This window comes from Streptomyces sp. NPDC053079 (assembly GCF_044546695.1).
GTDB lineage: Bacteria > Actinomycetota > Actinomycetes > Streptomycetales > Streptomycetaceae > Streptomyces.
The window spans coordinates 535,405-554,351 of the sequence record NZ_JBITZJ010000004.1 but is presented as its reverse complement, the minus strand read 5'-3'; the positions used below and the strand labels follow the sequence as shown (position 1 = coordinate 554,351).

The 18,947-nt window shown below is 71.9% G+C and carries 19 protein-coding genes; 14 read left to right on the top strand and 5 right to left on the bottom strand.

Annotated elements, in window-relative coordinates:
* Positions 1–268: 268 nt before the first annotated feature.
* From lspA to ACIGXW_RS18270, 3 genes are all read left to right on the top strand, one after another.
* Complete coding sequence (gene lspA / locus ACIGXW_RS18280; protein WP_079273911.1) at positions 269–808, top strand: signal peptidase II; 540 nt, start codon at positions 269–271, stop codon at positions 806–808.
* 73 nt (positions 809–881) lie between these two features.
* Positions 882–2,108 (top strand): PLP-dependent aminotransferase family protein, encoded by a 1,227-nt coding sequence (locus ACIGXW_RS18275; protein WP_399573920.1) that lies wholly within the window; start codon positions 882–884, stop codon positions 2,106–2,108.
* Between the two features lie 49 nt (positions 2,109–2,157).
* Positions 2,158–2,529 (top strand): nuclear transport factor 2 family protein, encoded by a 372-nt coding sequence (locus ACIGXW_RS18270; RefSeq protein ID WP_360910608.1) that lies wholly within the window; start codon positions 2,158–2,160, stop codon positions 2,527–2,529.
* A 33-nt stretch (positions 2,530–2,562) separates the two neighbouring features.
* Here ACIGXW_RS18270 and ACIGXW_RS18265 read toward each other — a convergent pair whose 3' ends face one another.
* The 4 genes from ACIGXW_RS18265 to ACIGXW_RS18250 form a co-directional block, all read right to left on the bottom strand.
* A complete protein-coding gene (locus ACIGXW_RS18265; protein WP_399573919.1) occupies positions 2,563–3,705 on the bottom strand; it encodes an MAB_1171c family putative transporter in 1,143 nt (380 codons plus the stop codon).
* On the bottom strand, positions 3,690–4,223 hold the full coding sequence (locus ACIGXW_RS18260; protein ID WP_071963403.1) for an ImmA/IrrE family metallo-endopeptidase: 534 nt from the start codon (positions 4,221–4,223) through the stop codon (positions 3,690–3,692). Before ACIGXW_RS18260 ends, ACIGXW_RS18265 begins: the two co-directional genes overlap by 16 nt.
* An 81-nt stretch (positions 4,224–4,304) precedes the next feature.
* The gene (locus ACIGXW_RS18255) at positions 4,305–4,784 is read right to left on the bottom strand and encodes a hypothetical protein (protein ID WP_071963402.1); all 480 of its coding nucleotides are present in this window, start codon (positions 4,782–4,784) and stop codon (positions 4,305–4,307) included.
* 175 nt (positions 4,785–4,959) lie between these two features.
* Positions 4,960–6,141 carry an amidohydrolase family protein gene (locus ACIGXW_RS18250; protein ID WP_399573918.1) on the bottom strand — a complete coding sequence of 394 codons (1,182 nt, stop codon included), beginning with the start codon at positions 6,139–6,141 and terminating at the stop codon, positions 4,960–4,962.
* Positions 6,142–6,431: 290 nt separating this feature from the next.
* On the opposite strand from ACIGXW_RS18250, the gene ACIGXW_RS18245 reads away from it, so the two are divergent.
* The 6 genes from ACIGXW_RS18245 to ACIGXW_RS18220 all read left to right on the top strand — a co-directional run bounded on the left by ACIGXW_RS18245 (position 6,432) and on the right by ACIGXW_RS18220 (position 10,806).
* Complete coding sequence (locus ACIGXW_RS18245) at positions 6,432–6,923, top strand: hypothetical protein (RefSeq protein ID WP_399573917.1); 492 nt, start codon at positions 6,432–6,434, stop codon at positions 6,921–6,923.
* 1 nt (position 6,924) lies between these two features.
* On the top strand, positions 6,925–8,118 hold the full coding sequence (locus tag ACIGXW_RS18240) for a DUF6545 domain-containing protein (RefSeq protein WP_399574060.1): 1,194 nt from the start codon (positions 6,925–6,927) through the stop codon (positions 8,116–8,118).
* 129 nt (positions 8,119–8,247) lie between these two features.
* Positions 8,248–8,655 (top strand): cell division protein SepF, encoded by a 408-nt coding sequence (locus ACIGXW_RS18235; protein WP_399573915.1) that lies wholly within the window; start codon positions 8,248–8,250, stop codon positions 8,653–8,655.
* Between the two features lie 24 nt (positions 8,656–8,679).
* The gene (locus tag ACIGXW_RS18230) at positions 8,680–9,828 is read left to right on the top strand and encodes an AAA family ATPase (RefSeq protein ID WP_399573914.1); all 1,149 of its coding nucleotides are present in this window, start codon (positions 8,680–8,682) and stop codon (positions 9,826–9,828) included.
* Entirely contained in the window at positions 9,825–10,229 is a 405-nt protein-coding gene (locus ACIGXW_RS18225; RefSeq protein WP_399573913.1) for a nucleotide pyrophosphohydrolase, read from the top strand. Before ACIGXW_RS18230 ends, ACIGXW_RS18225 begins: the two co-directional genes overlap by 4 nt.
* 118 nt (positions 10,230–10,347) lie before the next feature.
* Entirely contained in the window at positions 10,348–10,806 is a 459-nt protein-coding gene (locus ACIGXW_RS18220; RefSeq protein ID WP_071963398.1) for a DUF6099 family protein, read from the top strand.
* Positions 10,807–10,850: 44 nt separating this feature from the next.
* Here the strand turns inward: ACIGXW_RS18220 and ACIGXW_RS18215 are convergent, their stop codons facing one another.
* The gene (locus ACIGXW_RS18215) at positions 10,851–11,078 is read right to left on the bottom strand and encodes a hypothetical protein (RefSeq protein ID WP_399573912.1); all 228 of its coding nucleotides are present in this window, start codon (positions 11,076–11,078) and stop codon (positions 10,851–10,853) included.
* Positions 11,079–11,395: 317 nt separating this feature from the next.
* Here ACIGXW_RS18215 and mmuM point away from each other — a divergent pair, with 317 nt between their 5' ends.
* The 5 genes from mmuM to argF all read left to right on the top strand — a co-directional run bounded on the left by mmuM (position 11,396) and on the right by argF (position 18,825).
* Complete coding sequence (gene mmuM / locus ACIGXW_RS18210; protein ID WP_399573911.1) at positions 11,396–12,310, top strand: homocysteine S-methyltransferase; 915 nt, start codon at positions 11,396–11,398, stop codon at positions 12,308–12,310.
* A 34-nt stretch (positions 12,311–12,344) separates the two neighbouring features.
* Positions 12,345–13,811 (top strand): 3' terminal RNA ribose 2'-O-methyltransferase Hen1, encoded by a 1,467-nt coding sequence (locus ACIGXW_RS18205; protein ID WP_399573910.1) that lies wholly within the window; start codon positions 12,345–12,347, stop codon positions 13,809–13,811.
* Complete coding sequence (locus ACIGXW_RS18200; protein ID WP_399573909.1) at positions 13,808–16,414, top strand: polynucleotide kinase-phosphatase; 2,607 nt, start codon at positions 13,808–13,810, stop codon at positions 16,412–16,414. Before ACIGXW_RS18205 ends, ACIGXW_RS18200 begins: the two co-directional genes overlap by 4 nt.
* Positions 16,415–16,504: 90 nt before the next feature.
* Positions 16,505–17,737 (top strand): arginine deiminase, encoded by a 1,233-nt coding sequence (locus tag ACIGXW_RS18195; protein ID WP_399573908.1) that lies wholly within the window; start codon positions 16,505–16,507, stop codon positions 17,735–17,737.
* An 86-nt stretch (positions 17,738–17,823) separates the two neighbouring features.
* Positions 17,824–18,825, top strand: a complete 1,002-nt coding sequence (argF, locus tag ACIGXW_RS18190) for an ornithine carbamoyltransferase (RefSeq protein ID WP_399573907.1) — start codon at positions 17,824–17,826, stop codon at positions 18,823–18,825.
* Positions 18,826–18,947: the final 122 nt, after the last annotated feature.

Genomic DNA, 18,947 nt, shown 5'->3' with positions numbered 1-18,947 from the left:
CCCGGCCGGGCGACCGGGCGTCCTTCGCCTGCGCCTTGGCGAAATATCGATCACAGCGCCCTCAGTTGATCGAGCCTCAAGGAAGGCCGACGGGAGGAAAAACGCCAGGTCAACGCCCGAAGGCGGGATCGGATACGAACGGTTGTGCCGCTTGGGGCTGGCCTACACTGCTCGTGCGCCGCCAGGGTGCTCGGCGAGCCGGCGGACGGTGTGCCACCACACAGCACGAGGAACGTCATTGACCAGCGCACAGACCACGGAGAACCCCATGACGACGAGCGAATCCACCGATGCCCTGCCGCGGCGGACGGGCCTCGTCGTCATCGTCGCGCTGGTGCCGCTGGTGCTGGATTTCGTCACCAAGCAGATCGCGCTGACGCACTTCTCCGCCGACGAACCGGTGCGGCTGCTCGGCGGTCTGCTCCGGTTCAGCCTGGTGACCAACGGGGGCGCGGCCTTCTCCATCGGCGAGGGTTCGACGTGGCTGTTCAGTCTGGTCAAGTTCGGTGTGATCTGCGGCATGCTCTGGTTCTCGCTGCGGATCCGCTCCCGCATCTGGGCGGTCACCTTCGGCCTGATAATGGGCGGCGCGGCCGGGAATCTGGTGGACCGCGTCTTCCGTGCCCCGGCCCCGCTGGAGGGCCGCGTCGTGGACTGGATCCAGCTGCCGAACTGGCCCGTCTTCAACGTCGCCGACATGGCCGTCGTCTGCGGCGGCGCCCTCGTGGTGTGGGCGTCCTTCCGCGGCATCAACATGGACGGAACGATCGAGTCCGACGAGCCGGCGGAGTCCGCCCGCAAGGACTGAACGTCCCCGTTCCGCAGGCGACTTCGGCATTCCGCGCCGCGCGTGCCGCGCATTCGACTACCGAGGAGTCCTCGTGACGCACACCCGTATTCCGTTCGGTGGGGAGGAGCTCGGGCCGCTGCTGGCCCGGCGCACCCACCGGGTCCGCTCCGACGCCCTCCGCGACATCCTGGCCGCGGCGGCCATGCCGGGCATGCTGTCCCTGGCCGGAGGCATTCCGGCGGCCGAGAGCTTCCCGGTGGACCGGATCACCGAGGTGATGGGCCAGGTCATGGCCCGTTCCGGAACCGGCGCCCTGCAGTACGGGCCGACCGAGGGCCTGCCGGCGATGCGCGAGGCGCTGGCCCGCCAGGCGAGCGCCACGGGCGCCACCGTGCCCGCGTCCCGGGTCATGGTCACCAGCGGCAGCCAGCAGGGGCTGGACCTGGTGGCCCAGGCGCTGCTGGACGAGGGCGACACGGTGGCGCTGGACGACCCCAGCTACCTGGGCGCCGTCCAGGTCTTCCAGCGCGCCGGAGCCCACCTGCTGGCCGTTCCCGGCGACAACGACGGGATACGGACCGACCTCCTGGAGGAGCGGCTCGCGGCCGGCGCCCGGTGCAAGCTCGTCTACGTCGTGCCGAACTTCCACAACCCCACCGGCGCGGTCCTCAGCGCGGAGCGCCGCGTGCACCTGGCCGCGCTCGCCGACCGCTACGGCTTCCTGATCGTGGAGGACGACCCGTACGCCGCCCTGACGTTCACCGGCGAGCGCCTGCCCTCCGTGGACGTGCACAGCGACCGCGTGATCCGGCTGATGAGCCTGTCCAAGACGCTCTGCCCGGGCCTGCGCGTGGCCGGGCTCGTCGCCCCCGCCGCGCTGATCCCCGAGCTGGTCGCCGCCAAGCAGTGCGGCGACCTGCAGACCAACACCCTCGGCCAGTACGTGCTCGCCGACCTGCTGGCCGACGCGGAGTTCCTGCCCCGGCACACCGAGCGGCTGCGCGGTCTGTACCGCGACAAGGCCCAGGCGCTGGCGGCCCTGCTGCGCGAGCGCCTGCCCCGGCTCTCCTTCGGCGAGCCGCGCGGCGGCCTGTTCCTGTGGTGCACGGTGGACGACGACCGCGTCACCGCGCAGGCGCTGTACGCCAAGGCGCTGGCCGAGCACGTGACGTTCGTCCCCGGCGCCCACTTCTGCGTCGAGCGGGACGGGTCGCACCTGCTGCGGCTGTCCTACGCCTCGCTCGACGACGCGCAACGACGGGAAGCCGTGGACCGGCTGTCCGTCGCCTTCGAGAAGGTCCTGGCCGACGTCGGCTGACGTCGGCGCCCGCATCCGCGGCACACGAGAAGAACACCAGGGGGACATCATGACCACACCGCCCGCCGAGCGCTCAGCCGACGTCCTGGTCGGCGACCTCTTCCACGTCATCGACAACCGCCACTGGGACGACCTCGCCTCGGTGTTCGACCAGGACGCCGTCTACGAGCGGCCCGGGTACGAGCCGTTGGAGGGCCTGGAGCGCATCCGCCGGTTCTACGAGCACGAGCGCATCATCGCGGCCGGCCGCCACCACGTGGACCATGTGGCGGGCGGCACCGGGGCGGTGGCCTGCTGGGGCCGCTTCCTGGGCAGCAGCAGGGACGGCGTCGCCCTCGACGAGGCGTTCGCCGACACCTATGTGCTCCGGGACGGGAAGATCCTGCGCCGTAAGACGTTCTTCTTCCGGCCGGCCATCTGAGCACCGCGCGCCGCGGCCGCCCGGGCGTCGTCGCTAGGGGGCCGCGGCGGACAGCGCCGCCTTGTACGTCCGCAGGGAGGGCGACCGGTAGGCGTCGGCGACCCGCAGCAGATGCTCGATCTCGTCCGTGAGGTCGTTCGCCGCGGGGCCGGCGAGGTTGACCGTCTGGGAGTGCGGGGGCCGTCCGTTGCGCCGGGCGTCCAGGGCGGCGGTGAGCCAGCAGGCCGTGACGTGGGCGTTGACCAGATGCTCGGGGACGGTCTGCTCGGCGACGTGCCGGTGCACGGCCTCGAGCGCGGCCGGGGTGACGTAGTTGCGCAGCACGATCATCGCGTCCCTGATCTCGATGACGCGCCGGTACAGCCGTAGTTGGAGGGGCATCGCCGCCTCCCACAGGCGGTTGTCCGGCGTGAGGACGACATCGGGGCTGGCGGCGGTCAGGTCGTGCCACAAGGGGGCGAGCCGCCGGTAGGTGCGCCGGTAGCGGCGGTGGGCGCGCAGCTGGATCACCACCGGCAGCGCGGCGCCGATCGCCATGAACCAGGCCTCCACGCCGGTGACGGGGGAGAACCAGAGGCAGACGGCCGTCGACCGCGTGTGCAGATAGACGAGCTTGAGCACCCACAGCAGGGACGCCAGCAGGGTGCCGGTGCCGAACAGCCGCAGCCCCAGGCGCAGGAGCCGCGGGGTGTCCTGCCGGCCGTAGCGCCAGCACACCACTCCGCAGGTCGTGTCCGCCACCAGATGGAAGACGAAGAAGAGCCACCAGTACGCGAGGGGCACGCCCGGCGTCGCCGCCGATCCGGTGATCTGGTTGCGGGCGTGCCCGGGCGCCCCCAGATCCAGGAGCACCAGAGCGGACATGACGGTGGCGGCGGTGCAGAACACCAGGGCCGTATGGCGGTGCCGGTCCGCGGCGCCGAAGATGAACCACAGCACTGCGGCCGCGTCGATGATGCTGAACAAATGTTTGGTCAGATCGATCCAGTGCTCGTCAGGCACCAGGTGTCCCAGTGCGGCGGTGACCGGTTCCAGGTGGATCGACATCGCGAGCGCGATCATGACGATGGCCAGCCACAGGGGCCGTTGGGACCGGTCGCGCAGGCCCTGCGGAGCACGGGCGATCGCCACGACCCACAGGGCGGCGATGCCCGTGGTCTCTAACCACGCGAGCATGACGCTCCCGTGGTGCGCAGGCCGCGCAGCCCCATGGCGGACTCCAGTCCGCCCAGCATCCCCGAGAGCCGGCTCGGTGCGGGCAGCCGGCCGGCCGCCTCCAGGATGAGGGTGGCGATCATCTCCGCTTCCTGTTCCTGCTCGTCGGAGTAGCGCAGCCGGGGCAGCACCTGCCGGATCGACCGCGGGTCGGTGATGTCGAGGTGCCGGAACAGCCGTTGCTCGTCACCCTGCGAGCGGTGGTCGCACACCATGTGGCCGATCTCGTGCATGATGATGTGCTCCTGGTGCAGGGGGCTGGTCTGCGCGTCGTAGAAGACATAGTCACCGCGTTCGGTGACCAGCCACATGCCCGACGGCGTGCCCGGGACCGTCGGCGTCGGAAGCGGCAACAGATGCAGGGGACGGGCCCGTTCGGCCGACAGGCGGGCGCAGAGCTCCTGGGCGGAGAAAGGTTCCGGCAGAGGGATGCCGCTGATCACCTTGCGGCATTGCCGACGCAGACGCCTCCAGTGCATCTCGGCCCGCTCCCCGTGGCTCGTCCGGACAGGAGGGCACACCACCTCGTACCCGTGTCGCATCATGCCACCGCCCCGGGCTCAGGTGGGTGGAGGGGACGGAGACTCCTTCGCGCACTGCTCCAGGTCACGCAGCTGCCGGATCATGTCCGCGGCCATGCGCTTGCCTTCCGGGGACAGGGCCGCGAGATTGCCGCGGAGAAACAGCGCGCTCACCCCCGCCTCGGCCATGGACCGGTCCAGCTCACGACTGGCCAGGAGTTCCTCGTCGATCATTCTCCGCGCGACGTCGTCGTCGGTGAAATAGGAGACGGGCACCTCGAAATACCGTGCCATCGCCACCAGATGACGCAGGGTGGGATTCGTGCGTTCACCGCGGTGCAGCTGCCACAGATACGGGCCGGAGAACGTCTCCCCCGACTGGGCCGCGATAGCCGCAGCGAGCGCTTTGTAGGACGGTTTGCCGTCCTCGCTCAACTCGGCGCGCAATGTGATCAGGTGGTCGAGCTTCTCCGCCACCGTCAGCTTGCGCCGGGCCTGTCCGTCCCTCTCGCCGTTCATGGGCTGCTGCCCCCCTTTTGCATGGCACCAGTGAATGCGCCGGTTGACCTCCGACGACTGTGGGGCCACCCACACTTTGCCAGATATCGGGCGCAACTGAAACTCGTTCGATGGGTATTGGCCTGTTCATCCTGGCTGACGCGGGAAGGTTTCGCCGCCCCGCATCAGCCGGCCGTCATGGCTCCCGGAACGCCGGCAGCCCGGCGCGGTAGACCGCCCGGACCGCACGGATCGCGCCGATGTCACGGACGGGATCACCGGCCACGGCCAGCAGATCGGCGTCGTACCCGGCGGCGACGCGCCCCTTGCGGCCGGCCAGGCCGCAGGACTCGGCGGCCAGGGAGGTGACCGAGACCAGCGCCTCGGTGTTGGTGGCGACCTGCGAGGCGAAATAGACCAGATCGCCGGGGAGCACGTCGTGCGGCTTGTGCGGGTTGATGCCGGCGTCGGTGCAACAGACGACGCGCACGCCGCGGCGGTGCATGGAGGCCTGGTTCTCCCAGTACGGCTCGATGGTCCGCAGCACCTCGTCGGGCATGCCCTCGCGGGGCTTGACGACCGTGCAGCCGACGAACGTGCCCGCCGCGGCCATGGCGTCGACCGTCGCGGGATCCATCCGCACCCCCGACGGCGTCATGAACGTGCAGTGCTCGATGCCGTCGACACCGGCCGCCACGGCATCGGCTATGCCCGAGGCCGCGTGCGCGTGCGCGGTGACCGGCAGGCCCAGTCCGTGCGCGGTCCGCGTGACCGCCCGCAGCTCCGACAGGCCGTACTGCGCCCCTCCCGGGTCCGACCCCCTGGTGGACATCCCCCCGGTCGCCATGATCTTGATGAGGTCCGTCCCCCTGCGGGCGCGGGCTTCGACGGCCGCCACCGCCTGCTCGGTGTCGTCGGCCTCACCGCCGAGGTACCAGCAGTGCCCGCCGCCGCGCGTGATGGGCGGCCCGGCCGCGATGATCTGCGGCCCCAGCGCCCCGTTCGCGTACTCCTCGCGCAGCCGCAGCGCGAGGTACCCGCGGTCGCCGAGGTCACGCACGGTGGTGATCCCGGCCCGCAGGGCGCGCGCGGCGTGCTCCCGCATCCGGGCCAGCACGGTGACGTCGTCGTCGTGGACCATCTGCTGCTCGGTGGGCCCGTTCGGATCGAAGACCAGATGACTGTGCGCGTCCACCAGTCCCGGCAGCAACGTGACGTCCCCCAGGTCCGTCACGGCCACGCCCTCCGGCGGGTTGGCGCCGGTGAGATCGACGTCGGTGATCCGCCCACCGTCGACCAGGACCATGACCGGGCCGTCGTGCGCGGTGACTCCGTCGAATAAGCGGGCGGCGCGTATGGCCGAGCGGGAATCGTCCACGGACGTAGCTCCAAGTGTCGTCGAGGTGTCGGCAGGCCCGGCGGTGCACCGCGCGCGGCGTACAGGCATGAAACCAGCAGGAATCGGCCCACGGCTATCAGATCGTTCCCCATGTGTCCACTGCGATGTACAGTTGAACAGCTGATCGGACAGGCGGGGGACTTGGGGGAGTCACCAGGTGGGGTACGGCGCGTCGGGAGATGATTCCGCGAGAGCCGGAACAGGTCGTACTACCCCATCGGAGAGTGATGAGTCGGCGATGCCCGCCTACGCAAGGAAGAGGTAAGCCCATGACTGGTAAGCATGTGCGGGCCGAAGCCGAAGAGCTCGTCATGAGACTCCCCGACCTTCCCCGCCCGTGGGACGTCGAAGTGTTGTGCCGCTCCTTGGCGCAGTTGCGGGGCCGCCCCCTGACGCTGCACCCGATGGACCTGCCGGCCATGCCCTTCGGGCTGTGGTTCGACGACGGGTCCGGCGATCGCATCATCTACCGCTCGTCCGCCACCGGTTACTACCGCGACCACATCGTCCTGCACGAGATATGCCACATGCTGGCCGGCCACGGGAAACCGCCCGAGGAACTGCTGGGCGAGTCCGGCGCGGCGGCTGCGGCCGGCGGGGGCGAGCAGCCCGCGAGCGGCAAGCCGTGCAGCAACGCCGAGGAGGAGCTCGCCGAGACGTTCTCCACCATGGTCCTCAAGAAGGCGGGCCAACTGCGGCCGAAGAGCGTCAGCGCCGTGGAGCGCCGCGCCGAACAGCTGCTCGGAGCCGGCTTTGCATAATGTGCCGTCCTGGGTCGAGACCCTGCGCGGGGTCATCCTCTTCATCGTATGGACCGTTCTGGTCCTGCGGATCTCCGCTCTCTGGCGTGCACCCCAACGACCCGTCTGGGTCGTGCTGTTGGTCCTGGCGACCGGTTCACTGATGATCCAGGCCCCGGTGGGGCGCTGGTTCGACAGCACCACCGGCGTGGCCAAGGCGGGCGAACTCGCCGTCGCCCTGGTCGCGCTCACCGACTTCGCCGCGGTCTGGTGGTTCGCGGTCGCCCTGCACCGGGCGGGCCATGCCACCCCCCTCTGGCTGCGCCGCGCCCCCGCGGTGAGCGCCGCCACCATGGCCGCCCTCGCCCTGGCCTTCTTCGTCGTCACGCCCGCCTCCGACCGCTTCGGGGCCCAGGCCCGCGGCTGGTGGGCCGGCTACGCCGTCGCCTGGATCACCTTCGGACTGGTCACGGCGGTGGGGGCGGGCGCCCTCTTCTGGCGCCACGGCATCACCATGCGCAGCCCCGTACTGCGCCTGAGCATGCTGGCGCTCGCCGTCGGCACCACCGCCGAGCTGCCCTACCTGGTCATCCGTGCCGTGCGGTGGTTCACCGAGGCGCCGCCCACGCTCGCCCTGGTCGGCTTCTGGTGCTCCTTCACCCGCTTCGTCCTCGTCGCCCTCGGATGCTCGCTGGCCGCGCTCGAGCCACTGCGCAAGGCGGCCCTGTACTGGTACCGCAGGCAGCGTCTGTACGGACTGTGGATGCTGCTGCGCCAGGCGACCCCCGAGCTGGTGGTGATCACCCCGCGGTCGCGGATCGCGGACGTGCTGACGTTCAGCAACGCCTGGGAGCAGCTCCACCAGCGCGTCATCGACATTCGCGACAGCATCACGTTCCTGCACGACGGCTGGGCCTCGCCGCGGCTCCTGGAGGAAGCGTCGAGCAAGGCCGCCGAGGCCGGCCACCGCGAACGCGAACGGCTGCTCGCCGCGGCGTGCTGGATCGAGGCCACCCGGCGCGACGCGCTGGCCGGGGCGACCAAGCTCCACCACGAGCTCGACAAGGACCTGCTGCCGGAGGTGCACGCCAGCGAGTCCACCGTGCATCGCGAGATCCGGCACCTGCTGCGACTGCACCGGGCCCTGCGGACCCGTGCGGTGCACGCCTTCGCCGACACGGTCCAGCACCGGCCCCCGGCCACCGCGACGTCGTGAGGCTCGCTCTCTCCTTCGAGCGTGTCCCCCGTCGGGGAGCGGCGCGTGTCATTGGGCCTAACGGGGGTGTTTCCCCCTAAAATCGCGGGATGTACATAGCCAGCACGTTCCCCGGAAGGGTGTGATCCGGTGAACAGGTCCGAGGCCACCGACGAGCAGTGGCAGGGACTGGCCGAGGTCGTCCCGTTGCGCGGACATCAGACATGGCCGTCCTGGCCCGACCACCGGGCGCTGCCCGAGGAGGAGCCCGAGCAGAACCAGCGGCGGCTCGTCGTGCTCCGCGTACAGGTCTTCGCGGACGCGCGCGAGGTCGCCGAGTATCTGATCGCCCGGATCCCGGTGCTGCTGGATCTCACGAGCGCCGACTCCGACGTCGCCAGGCGGATCCTGGACTTCTCCAGCGGCGTCGTCTTCGGGCTGGGCAGCGGTATGCACCGGGTCGACACGAATGTCTTTCTGCTCGCGCCCGAAGGGACGGAGGTGGCCTCGGCGTACCCCGATCGTAGGAAGAATGATCAGCTGAAACGGTTTGGCTGAGGCGCCGCCGCATACGGTCCCGGCATGGACGCAGCCACCCAGCTTCAGCGCCCGGCCGTCACCGAACTGCGGCTTTCCGCCTTCAAATCGCACCGCAACGCCGTCTATCCGCTCGGCCCGCTGACCCTGTTCCGGGGGCCGAGCGGCAGCGGCAAGTCCAGCGCCCTCCAGGCCTACGAGGCCCTCGCGCGGCTCGCGGGAGGCGACACCCTCGACGAGGCGCTCGCCCCCGTGGCAGGCGGCGCCGGCGCGTGCGTACCGCAGGGCGCCCGGCCCGACGAGCAGGGGCGGCGCGGCTTCCGCATCGGCTGCACGGTGGAGGGGCCGGCGGGGCCGGTCCGGCTGGACGTGGCCGTGCAGGCGGAGCCCGAACTGCGGGTCGTCGGTGAACGGCTGACCGGTTCCGGGCGGACGCTGCTGTCCACCGCCCTGCGCGACCCGGGGCTGCCGAGGGTGGAGGCGGCCTGGCACACGGCGGGCTCGGTGCCCGTCACCCGGGCCCCGCTGCCCGACGACCGGCTGGGCACGGCACTGCTGCCGCTGCGGGTCGCGGGCAAGACCGCCGGGCAGCGGATGGTCCTCGACGCGGCCGAGCAGGTGGTGGTCGCCCTGCGTTCGGTCTTCCCCTGCGACCCGCGGCCCGAGCTGATGCGCGCCCCGGTCGCCGCACGCGACGGGCTGCTGCGCGGCGCGTGCGACAACGTTGCCGCGGTGCTGGGCCGTACGCGCCACGAATGCGTCACCCGGCACGCGGCCCTGGTCACGGCGGCCGGCGCCGGGTGCCGGGGAGCGGTCGAGGGGGTGGCGGTGCAGGGGCTGGACGGCGGCTTCGTACGGGCGGTGCTGGCGCGGCAGTCCGGTGCGACGACGCCCCTGGAGCGGCTCGGGGACGGGGAGCTGCGCTATCTGGCCCTGTGTCTGGTGCTGCTGACGGGGCCCGGGGTGCTGGCGATGGACCAGGCCGCCGAGGTGCTGCCGGCGCGGCAGGTGCTGACCGTCCTGGCGGACGGCCTCGACCGGTGCCTCGATCCACGGCAGTCAAGGGAACTGCTGGGGCTGGCGGCGCGGATGTGCGAGCGGGGGCACATCAGACTGGTGGGGACGGTGCGAGGTACGACGGGGGAAGGGGCGGAAGAGGTGCCAGGGGCGTCGATGGTAGACCTGGGGACGTGACCGAACACCCCCAGCACCGTCTTCCCGAGCAGCCCCTCGACCTCCCGGCGCTGCAGCGCCGGCTGGCCGCGTTCGCGGCCGCGCGCGACTGGCAGCCCTTCCACACGCCCAAGAACCTCGCCTCGGCGCTGAGCGTCGAGGCGTCCGAACTGGTGGAGATCTTCCAGTGGCTGACGCCCGAACAGTCGGCGCGCGTGATGGAGACGCCCGCGACGGCGCACCGGGTGGAGGACGAGGTCGCGGACGTCCTGGCGTACCTGCTGCAGTTCTGCGACGTGCTGGGGATCGACGCTCTGGCGGCGCTGTCGGCGAAGATCGACCGAAATGAGCGGCGATTTCCGGCACCGGGGCAGCCGGGCAGCGGGGGAGTGGATCACGGTGATGGTCACTCTCCGGAGTGATGGGGATATCCACACCGCATCTGGTATCCACAGATTTCTGAATTCCCCTGGCTTTTCCGGCGGTTAGTCATCACTCTGGGTAGTGAGAGCGGGCGGACGGGAAGTATGGGGGACGGTCATGGAGGCAGCGCGGCTGATCGAAGCCACGAGGCACGCCCTGGCGCAGGCCAGGACGGTTCAGGACATCGTCGTCGAGGCATGGCAGGCGCAGGCGCTGGCGGAAGCCGTCGGCAGCCATCTCGCGGTCCAGGGGCCCTTCGAGGCGCGCGTGGCGGCCCGGGGTCTGAGCGAGGCGGGCTGCCGGGCCTCCGGCGGGCTGCGCCGGACGGCGTCGCGCGCCGGAGGCTTACGGGCGGCACAGCTCACCGAAGTGCGCGACGCCTGGACGGTGCTGACGCGCCTCGCCGAGCTCCTGGGTGAGGTGGGCATAGCCCTGGTGGGCGTGGCCTGCGCCTGCGAGGAGGATGCCGTCTATTGGCAGTGCATCGAAGGGATCGACGCCGCCGACGAGACGACGGACCGGATAGGCGGACTGCTCAGACGGCTCGCCCTGCGTGAGCGGGGAGGTGCCGCATGAGGAAGGCGCGGAGCGCGGGTGCGTGGATGCCCGCGGGGTGTACGTCAGTCCGTGCCGGCGCCGCCCTGGTGCGGGGCCTGCTCGGCCGGGCCGGCGGGGCCGGTCGTGGACGGCCGGTCCGACGACTGAAGGTCGGCGTCGAGCTGCGTCAGATCGGCGTTGAGCGCCGCCATCAGCTCCTCCATCTGCTGCAGCAGGCCCTTGGGTGCGCTCTGCTGCTGGGAAGCGGCCTGGGTGGGCACTGCCTCGTCGGGCACGGCTTCCTGGGTCATGGTGGCCTCCTCGGCCCTCGCCCTCCCGGTGGGGGAGGGCGGCGTTGCGATCGTCGCCTCCGGCAGCGGACACCGGTGCGCGGGCCGGGCGGTCCGGCTCCGCCCGAGCCAACGACCACCGGGCGCGTCCGGACACTGGCGGATGCCGCGCCGGCCCGTGGGCGCCGGGGAATTTCACCCGGCAGGAGTGAGCCGGACGGTGCCGGTGCCGTCGGTTGACGGGTGTTCGAAAGGGCGGGAGTGAGGGGGCAGGATGGGGCCCGACGGCCGTCGAGACGACCGCCGGCCCGCACCAGGACACCGCGGAGGATCCCCCGATGGCCACCACGCCCTCCATCACGCCCCTCGCCGAGGCGCTCGCGCGCGGGCCGCTCGTCCTGGACGGCGGGCTGTCCAACCAACTCGTGGCACAGGGCTGTGACCTCTCCGACGAGCTGTGGTCGGCCCGGCTGCTCGCCGACGCGCCCGAACAGATCGAGGCGGCGCACACGGCCTATGTACGGGCCGGGGCGCGCGTGCTCATCACCTCCAGCTACCAGGCCACCTTTGAGGGCTTCGCCCGGCGGGGGATCGGCCGCCGGGAGGCGGCGGCGCTGCTGGGGCGGAGCGTGGAGCTGGCGCGGCGGGCGGCCGGGCGGGCGGCACGGGAGGTCTGGGTGGCCGCGTCCGTCGGGCCGTACGGGGCGATGCTCGCGGACGGCAGCGAGTACCGGGGGCGGTACGGGCTGAGCGTGGCGGAGCTGGAGCGGTTCCACCGGCCGCGGATCGAGACGCTGGCCGCCGCCGGGCCGGACGTGCTCGCGCTGGAGACCGTCCCGGACGTGGACGAGGCGCGGGCGCTGCTCGCGGCGGTGCGCGGCTGCGGGGTGCCGGTCTGGCTGTCCTACAGCGTGGCGGGCGGCAGCACCCGGGCCGGACAGCCGCTCGAGGAGGCCTTCGCGGTGGCCGCCGGGAACGACCAGGTCGTCGCCGTCGGCGTCAACTGCTGCGAGCCGGCCGACGCGGACGGGGCCGTGCGCATCGCGGCCGAAGTGACGGGCAAGCCGGTGGTGGTCTATCCGAACAGCGGGGAGGGATGGGATGCGCGGGCACGGGACTGGCGGGGGCGGCCCACGTTCGACCCCGCGCGGGTCGGCGTCTGGCGGGCCGCGGGGGCCCGGCTCATCGGCGGCTGCTGTCGCGTCGGGCCGGAGCGGATCGCCGAACTGGCCGAGCTGGTGGAAAACCCATAGGAAACGGGCCGGTCGCGCCGGGATAATCGGCCGGGTGTTCCTGACGATCAGCACCTCCGGCGCTCCCGGGCGCCCCGCGACCGACCTCGGATTCCTGCTGCACAAGCATCCGGACAAGGCGCAGCGGTTCTCCACCTCCCATGGCACCGCGCACGTCCTCTACCCCGAGGCGAGCGCGGAGCGCTGCACGGCAGCTCTGCTGCTCGAGGTCGACGCGGTGGCGCTGGTCCGGCGCGGCAAGGACAAGGGGCGCGGTGGCGCACCCGACTCCGCGCTGGCGCAGTACGTCAACGACCGCCCCTACGCGGCGTCCTCGCTGCTGGCCGTGGCCATCGGCAGCGTCTTCTCCAGCGCGATGAAGGGGCAGTGCACGGCCCGGCCCGAACTTCCCGGGCAGAGCCTGTCGTTGCGCATCGAGGTGCCCGTCCTGCCGGCGCGGGGCGGCGCGGCTCTGGTGGAGCGGCTCTTCGCGCCGCTGGGCTGGACGGTCACGGCCCGGCCGGTGGAGCTCGACGAGCGCTTCCCCGAGTGGGGCGCCTCGCACTATGTCTCGCTGGTGCTGGAGGGCGAGCTGCGGCTGGCCGACGCCCTGCGCCAGCTGTATGTGCTGCTGCCCGTGCTCGACGACGGCAAGCACTACTGGGTGGCGCCGGACGAGGTCGAGAAGCTGCTGCGCTCCGGCGAGGGGTGGCTGGAGGACCACCCCGAACAGCGCCTGATCACCCATCGCTATCTGGCCCGCCGCCGGTCCCTGACCGATGACGCGCTCGACCGGCTCGCCCTCGCCCGCCTCGCCGAGGCCGACGACACCGAGGCGGAGGAGCTCGACAATGAGGCCCCGGCGTGCGAAGAGGGGCGGGACGCGCCGTCCGTACCGCTGGCCGTCCAGCGGTGCGAGGCGGTCCTCGGGGTGCTGCGGCGGGCCGGAGCGGCGCGCGTGCTCGACCTGGGGTGCGGTCAGGGCCGGCTGATGGGGGAGCTGCTCAAGGACGTGCGCTTCACGGAGATCGTGGGCGTGGACGTGTCGGTCCGCGCGCTGAAGGAGGCCTCGCGGAGGCTGGGCCTGGACCGGATGGCGGAGCGGCAGGCCGCCCGGGTGACGCTGACGCAGGGCTCGCTCGCCTACACCGACCGGCGGCTCGCCGGGTACGACGCGGCCGTGCTCAGCGAGGTCGTCGAGCACGTCGACCCGGACCGGCTGCCCGCGCTCGAGCATGCTGTCTTCGGCGCGGCCCGCCCGGCGACGGTCGTGGTGACCACCCCCAACGTGGAGTACAACGTCCGCTGGGAGTCCCTGCCCGCCGGGCAGGTGCGCCACGCGGACCACCGCTTCGAGTGGACCCGCGAGGAGTTCCGCGCCTGGGCGGGGAAGGTGGCCGAGCGGCACGGTTACGACGTGGAGTTCGCCCCCGTGGGCCCGGACGACCCCGAGGTGGGGCCGCCGACCCAGATGTCCGTCTTCCGCAAGCACCAGACTCCGAAGGAGGCGGAGGCCGTATGACCACGACGAGCATCCCCCTCGCCGTACCCGATCTGTCCCTCGTGGTCCTCGTCGGCGCCACCGGCTCCGGCAAGTCCACCTTCGCCGCGCGTCACTTCAAGCCCACGGAGACCGTCTCGAGCGACTTCTGCCGCGGCCTGGTCAGCGACGACGAGAACGACCAGAGCGCGAGCAAGGACGCCTTCGACGTCCTGCACTACATCGTCGGCAAGCGGCTCGCGGCCGGACGGCTGACCGTCGTCGACGCCACCAATGTGCAGTCCGAGCCCAGGAAACAGCTCGTGCGGCTGGCCCGCGAGCACGACGTGCTGCCCGTGGCCATCGTCCTCGACGTCCCGGAGGACGTCTGCGCCGCGCGCAACGCCGCCCGTCCCGACCGGGCCGGGCTCGCCCGCCGCGTCATCCAGCGCCACCAGCGCGAACTGCGCCGCTCCCTGAGCCAGCTGGAGCGCGAGGGCTTCCGCAGGGTGCACGTCCTGCGCGGCGCCGAGCAGGTGGCGGCGGCCGAGGTGGTCCGGGAGCGGCGCTTCAGCGACCTGCGGCACCTCACCGGCCCCTTCGACATCGTCGGTGACATCCACGGCTGCCGCTCCGAGCTGGAGAGCCTGCTCACCGCCCTGGGCTACGCCCTCGTCCGCGACGGGACGGGCCGCCCGGTGGACGCGGCGCACCCCGAGGGGCGCACCGCCGTCTTCGTCGGCGACCTCGTCGACCGCGGCCCCGACAGCCCCGGCGTGCTGCGCCTGGTCATGGGCATGGTCGCCGCCGGGCACGCCCTGTGCGTCCCCGGCAACCACGAGAACAAACTGGGCCGCTTCCTGGAAGGCCGGCAGGTCAACGTCGCGCACGGCCTCGCCGAGACCGTTGAGCAGCTGGAGCGGGAGGCGGAGCGGGACCCGGAGTTCCGCGAGCGGGCGCGGCAGTTCATCGCGTCCCTCGTCAGCCATTACGTCCTCGACGGCGGCTCCCTGGTCGTCTGCCACGCGGGGCTGCCGGAGAAGTACCACGGCCGCACCTCCGGCCGGGTCCGCTCGCACGCCCTGTACGGCGACACGACCGGCGAGACCGACGAGTTCGGCCTGCCCGTGCGCTACCCCTGGGCGGAGGACTACCGGGGCCGCGCCGCCGTGGTCTACGGCCACACCCCCACCCCGACCGCGACCTGGCTCAACAACACCATCTGCCTGGACACCGGCGCCGTCTTCGGCGGCAGGCTGACCGCCTTGCGCTGGCCCGAGCGCGAGCTCGTGGACGTACCCGCCGAGCGGGTCTGGTACGAGCCCGTCAGGCCGCTGTCGGCCGAGGCGCCCGGTGGGGCCGACGGCCGCCCGCTCGACCTCGCCGACGTCACCGGGCGCCGCGTCGTGGAGACCCGGCACCTGGGCCGGGTGGCGGTCAAGGAGGAGAACGCCGCGGCGGCTCTGGAGGTCATGAGCCGCTTCGCCGTCGACCCCCACCAGCTCGTCTACCTCCCGCCGACCATGGCCCCGTGCGCCACCTCGAAGGAGGAGGGCTATCTGGAGCACCCGGCGGAGGCCTTCGCCGCGTACCGCGCGGACGGGGTGCGCCAGGTGATCTGCCAGGAGAAGCACATGGGCTCGCGCGCGGTGGTCCTCCTGTGCCGGGACGCGGAGGTGGCGCGCGAGCGCTTCCGCACCGGCGAGGGCCTGCCGGGCGCGGTGTACACCCGCACGGGCCGGCCGTTCTTCGACGACGCCGGCCCGGCCGGGCGCGTGCTGACCCGGCTGGGCGAAGCCGTCACGGCCGCCGGCCTGTGGGAGGACCTCGACACGGACTGGCTGCTGCTGGACGCCGAGCTGATGCCCTGGTCGCTGAAGGCGGCCGGGCTGCTGCGCCACCAGTACGCGGCCGTGGGCGCCGCCTCCCGTACGGCCTTTCCCGAGGTCCTCGCGGCCCTGGAGTCGGCCGCCGCACGCGGCGTGGACGTCTCCGGCCTGCTCGGCCGCCAGCGCGAGCGCGCCGAGGACGCCGCCGCCTTCACCCGGGCCTACGGGCGCTACTGCTGGCCGGTGGGCGGCGGCGCCGGGGAAGGAACCGAGGGCATCCGGCTGGCTCCGTTCCAGATCCTGGCCGCCCAGGGCCGCAGCCTCGCCGCGCTCCCGCACGACGAGCAGCTGGCGCTGATCGACCGGCTCGTGGAGGCCGACCGCCCCGAGGACGGGTCCGCCGGCCTGATCGCGCCCACCCGCCGCCTGGTCGTCGACACCGAGGACGAGGACTCGCTCGCCGCGGGCACCCGGTGGTGGCTGGAGCTGACCGGGCAGGGCGGCGAGGGCATGGTCGTCAAGCCGCTCGCGGCGTACGTCCGCGGGACCGACGGCAGGCTCGTACAGCCCGGCGTCAAATGCCGCGGCCGGGAGTACCTGCGCATCGTCTACGGCCCCGAGTACACCCGCCCGGAGAACCTCGCCCGGCTGCGCATACGCCACCTCGGCCACAAGCGCTCCCTGGCCCTGCGCGAGTACGCGCTCGGGCTGGAGGCGCTGGACCGGCTGGCGGCCGGGGAGCCGTTGTGGCGGGTCCACGAGGCGGTCTTCGCGGTGCTCGCCCTGGAGTCCGAGCCGGTGGACCCACGCCTGTAGCGGGGCCGCCCGGGCGGACGCCCGGCACGCGGCGGCACTCCGTGCCCCGCGTGCCGAGTGATCACGGCACGTTCAGGTCAGGATGGGAAGATGGGATTCCATGTCGATTCCGAGGCCGGGCGGCTGCGCCGCGTCATCCTGCACCGCCCCGACCTGGAGCTGAAGCGGCTCACACCGTCCAACAAGGACGCCCTCCTCTTCGACGACGTGCTCTGGGTGCGCCGCGCCCGCGCCGAGCACGACGGCTTCGCCGACGTGCTGCGCGAGCGCGGTGTGGAGGTGCACCTCTTCCAGGACCTGCTGGAGGAGAGCCTGCGCGACCCCCTCGCCCGGGCGATCGTCCTGGACCGGGTCTTCGACGAGAAGGAGTACGGCCCGCTGGCCACCGACCACCTGCGGGCCGCCTTCGACGGGATGCCCGTGCCGGAGCTGACCTCCTGGCTCGTCGGGGGCATGACCAAGCGCGAGTTCCTCGCACGGCACGCCGAGCCGGTCTCCGTCCGCTTCCATGTGATGGAGCAGGACGACTTCCTGCTCAACCCGCTGCCCAATCACCTCTTCACCCGGGACACCTCCGCATGGATCTACGACGGGGTGTCCATCAACGCCATGCGCTGGCCCGCCCGTTGGCACGAGACCGTGCACTACGAGGCCGTCTACCGCCATCACCCGCTCTTCGCCCAGGGCGGCTTCCACATCTGGTGCGAGGGCCAGGCGGCCTACCCGTCGACGATCGAGGGCGGCGACGTCCTGGTCATCGGCGAGGGCGCGGTGCTGATCGGGATGAGCGAGCGCACCACGCCGCAGGCGGTGGAGATGCTGGCCCGCGGGCTGTTCGCGGCGGGGTCGGCCCGTACGATCGTGGCGCTGGACATGCCCAAGGGACGGGCGTTCATGCACCTGGACACCGTGATGACCATGGTCGACGGCGATACGTTCACCCAGTACGCGGGCCTGGGCATGCTCCGCTCGTACACCATCGAGCCCGGCGTCGGCGAGCGCGAGCTGAAGGTCACCGACCACCCGCCGGAGCACATGCACCGCGCGATAGCCGCCGCCCTGGGCCTGGACTCCATCCGGGTGCTGACCGCCCGGCAGGACGTCCACGCCGCGGAGCGGGAGCAGTGGGACGACGGATGCAATGTGCTGGCCATAGAGCCGGGTGTGGTGGTTGCCTACGAACGGAACGCGACGACCAACACCTTCCTGCGCAAGCACGGCATCGAGGTCATCACCATCCCCGGCAGCGAGCTGGGCCGGGGCCGGGGCGGTCCGCGCTGCATGAGCTGTCCGGTCGAGCGGGATCCGGTACCCGGTTCCTGACCCACGAGACCCATCTGCATACTGATGCGAGTGGTCGTATAGACTTCCATTTTTGCCGCACTGTTGATGACCTAGGAGCCCATCCCATGGCGACAAACCTCAAGGGCCGTCACTTCCTCAAGGAGACGGACCTCACCGCCGAGGAGTTCCACGGCCTGATCGAGCTGGCCGCCGAGCTCAAGGCCGCCAAGCGCGCGGGCACCGAGGAGCGCCGACTCCAGGGTCGCAACATCGCGCTCGTCTTCGAGAAGACCTCCACCCGCACCCGCTGCGCCTTCGAGGTCGCCGCCTCGGACCAGGGGGCCTATACGACCTACCTCGACCCGGCCGGCTCCCAGATCGGCCACAAGGAGTCGGTCCGGGACACCGCGCGGGTGCTCGGCCGGATGTACGACGCCATTCAGTACCGCGGTCACGGCCAGTACATCGTCGAGGAGCTCGCCGCCTACGCCGACGTGCCCGTCTACAACGGCCTCACCGACGAGTGGCACCCCACTCAGATGCTCGCCGACGTGCTCACCATGACCGAGCACACCGCCAAGTCGCTCGACCACGTCGCCTACGCCTACCTCGGCGACGCCCGCTACAACATGGGCAACTCCTACCTCGTCACCGGCGCCCTCCTGGGCATGGACGTCCGCATCGTGGGCCCCCGGGAGCTCTGGCCGGCCCCCGAGGTCGTGGCCCGCGCCCACCGGCTGGCGGAGACGAGCGGCGCCCGGATCACGCTCACCGAGGACGTCGCCGAGGGCGTGCGCGGCGCGGACTTCGTCGCCACCGACGTCTGGGTGTCGATGGGCGAGCCCAAGGAGGTCTGGGACGCCCGCATCGCCCTGCTCGCCCCGTACACCGTCACCATGGACGTGCTGCGCGCCACCGGGAACCCGGCCGTGAAGTTCCTGCACTGCCTGCCCGCCTTCCACGACCTGGGCACCACGGTCGGCCGCGAGATCTACGAGCGCCACGGGCTGACCTCGCTGGAGGTCACCGACGAGGTCTTCGAGTCGGTGCACTCCGTCGTCTTCGACGAGGCCGAGAACCGGATGCACACCATCAAGGCGATCCTGGTGGCCACCCTGGCCGACTGAGCCGACGTCCGCACGGACCCACGCCGGACCCGCGACGCCCCCGCCCCACGAGTGCGCGACAGGGCCTGACCCCTATCGCGCACTCGTGACGACGGTCACGTAGCGGTGATAACTTCACCGGG

Coding starts and splice junctions, on each gene's coding strand:
- argF (WP_399573907.1), top strand. CDS start 17,824: ATGGCGACAAACCTCAAGGGCCGTCACTTCCTCAAGGAGACGGACCTC.
- ACIGXW_RS18265 (WP_399573919.1), bottom strand. CDS start 3,705: ATGCTCGCGTGGTTAGAGACCACGGGCATCGCCGCCCTGTGGGTCGTG.
- mmuM (WP_399573911.1), top strand. CDS start 11,396: ATGGCCACCACGCCCTCCATCACGCCCCTCGCCGAGGCGCTCGCGCGC.
- ACIGXW_RS18230 (WP_399573914.1), top strand. CDS start 8,680: ATGGACGCAGCCACCCAGCTTCAGCGCCCGGCCGTCACCGAACTGCGG.
- ACIGXW_RS18195 (WP_399573908.1), top strand. CDS start 16,505: ATGGGATTCCATGTCGATTCCGAGGCCGGGCGGCTGCGCCGCGTCATC.
- ACIGXW_RS18215 (WP_399573912.1), bottom strand. CDS start 11,078: ATGACCCAGGAAGCCGTGCCCGACGAGGCAGTGCCCACCCAGGCCGCT.
- ACIGXW_RS18200 (WP_399573909.1), top strand. CDS start 13,808: ATGACCACGACGAGCATCCCCCTCGCCGTACCCGATCTGTCCCTCGTG.
- ACIGXW_RS18260 (WP_071963403.1), bottom strand. CDS start 4,223: ATGCACTGGAGGCGTCTGCGTCGGCAATGCCGCAAGGTGATCAGCGGC.
- ACIGXW_RS18255 (WP_071963402.1), bottom strand. CDS start 4,784: ATGAACGGCGAGAGGGACGGACAGGCCCGGCGCAAGCTGACGGTGGCG.
- lspA (WP_079273911.1), top strand. CDS start 269: ATGACGACGAGCGAATCCACCGATGCCCTGCCGCGGCGGACGGGCCTC.
- ACIGXW_RS18245 (WP_399573917.1), top strand. CDS start 6,432: ATGACTGGTAAGCATGTGCGGGCCGAAGCCGAAGAGCTCGTCATGAGA.
- ACIGXW_RS18270 (WP_360910608.1), top strand. CDS start 2,158: ATGACCACACCGCCCGCCGAGCGCTCAGCCGACGTCCTGGTCGGCGAC.
- ACIGXW_RS18220 (WP_071963398.1), top strand. CDS start 10,348: ATGGAGGCAGCGCGGCTGATCGAAGCCACGAGGCACGCCCTGGCGCAG.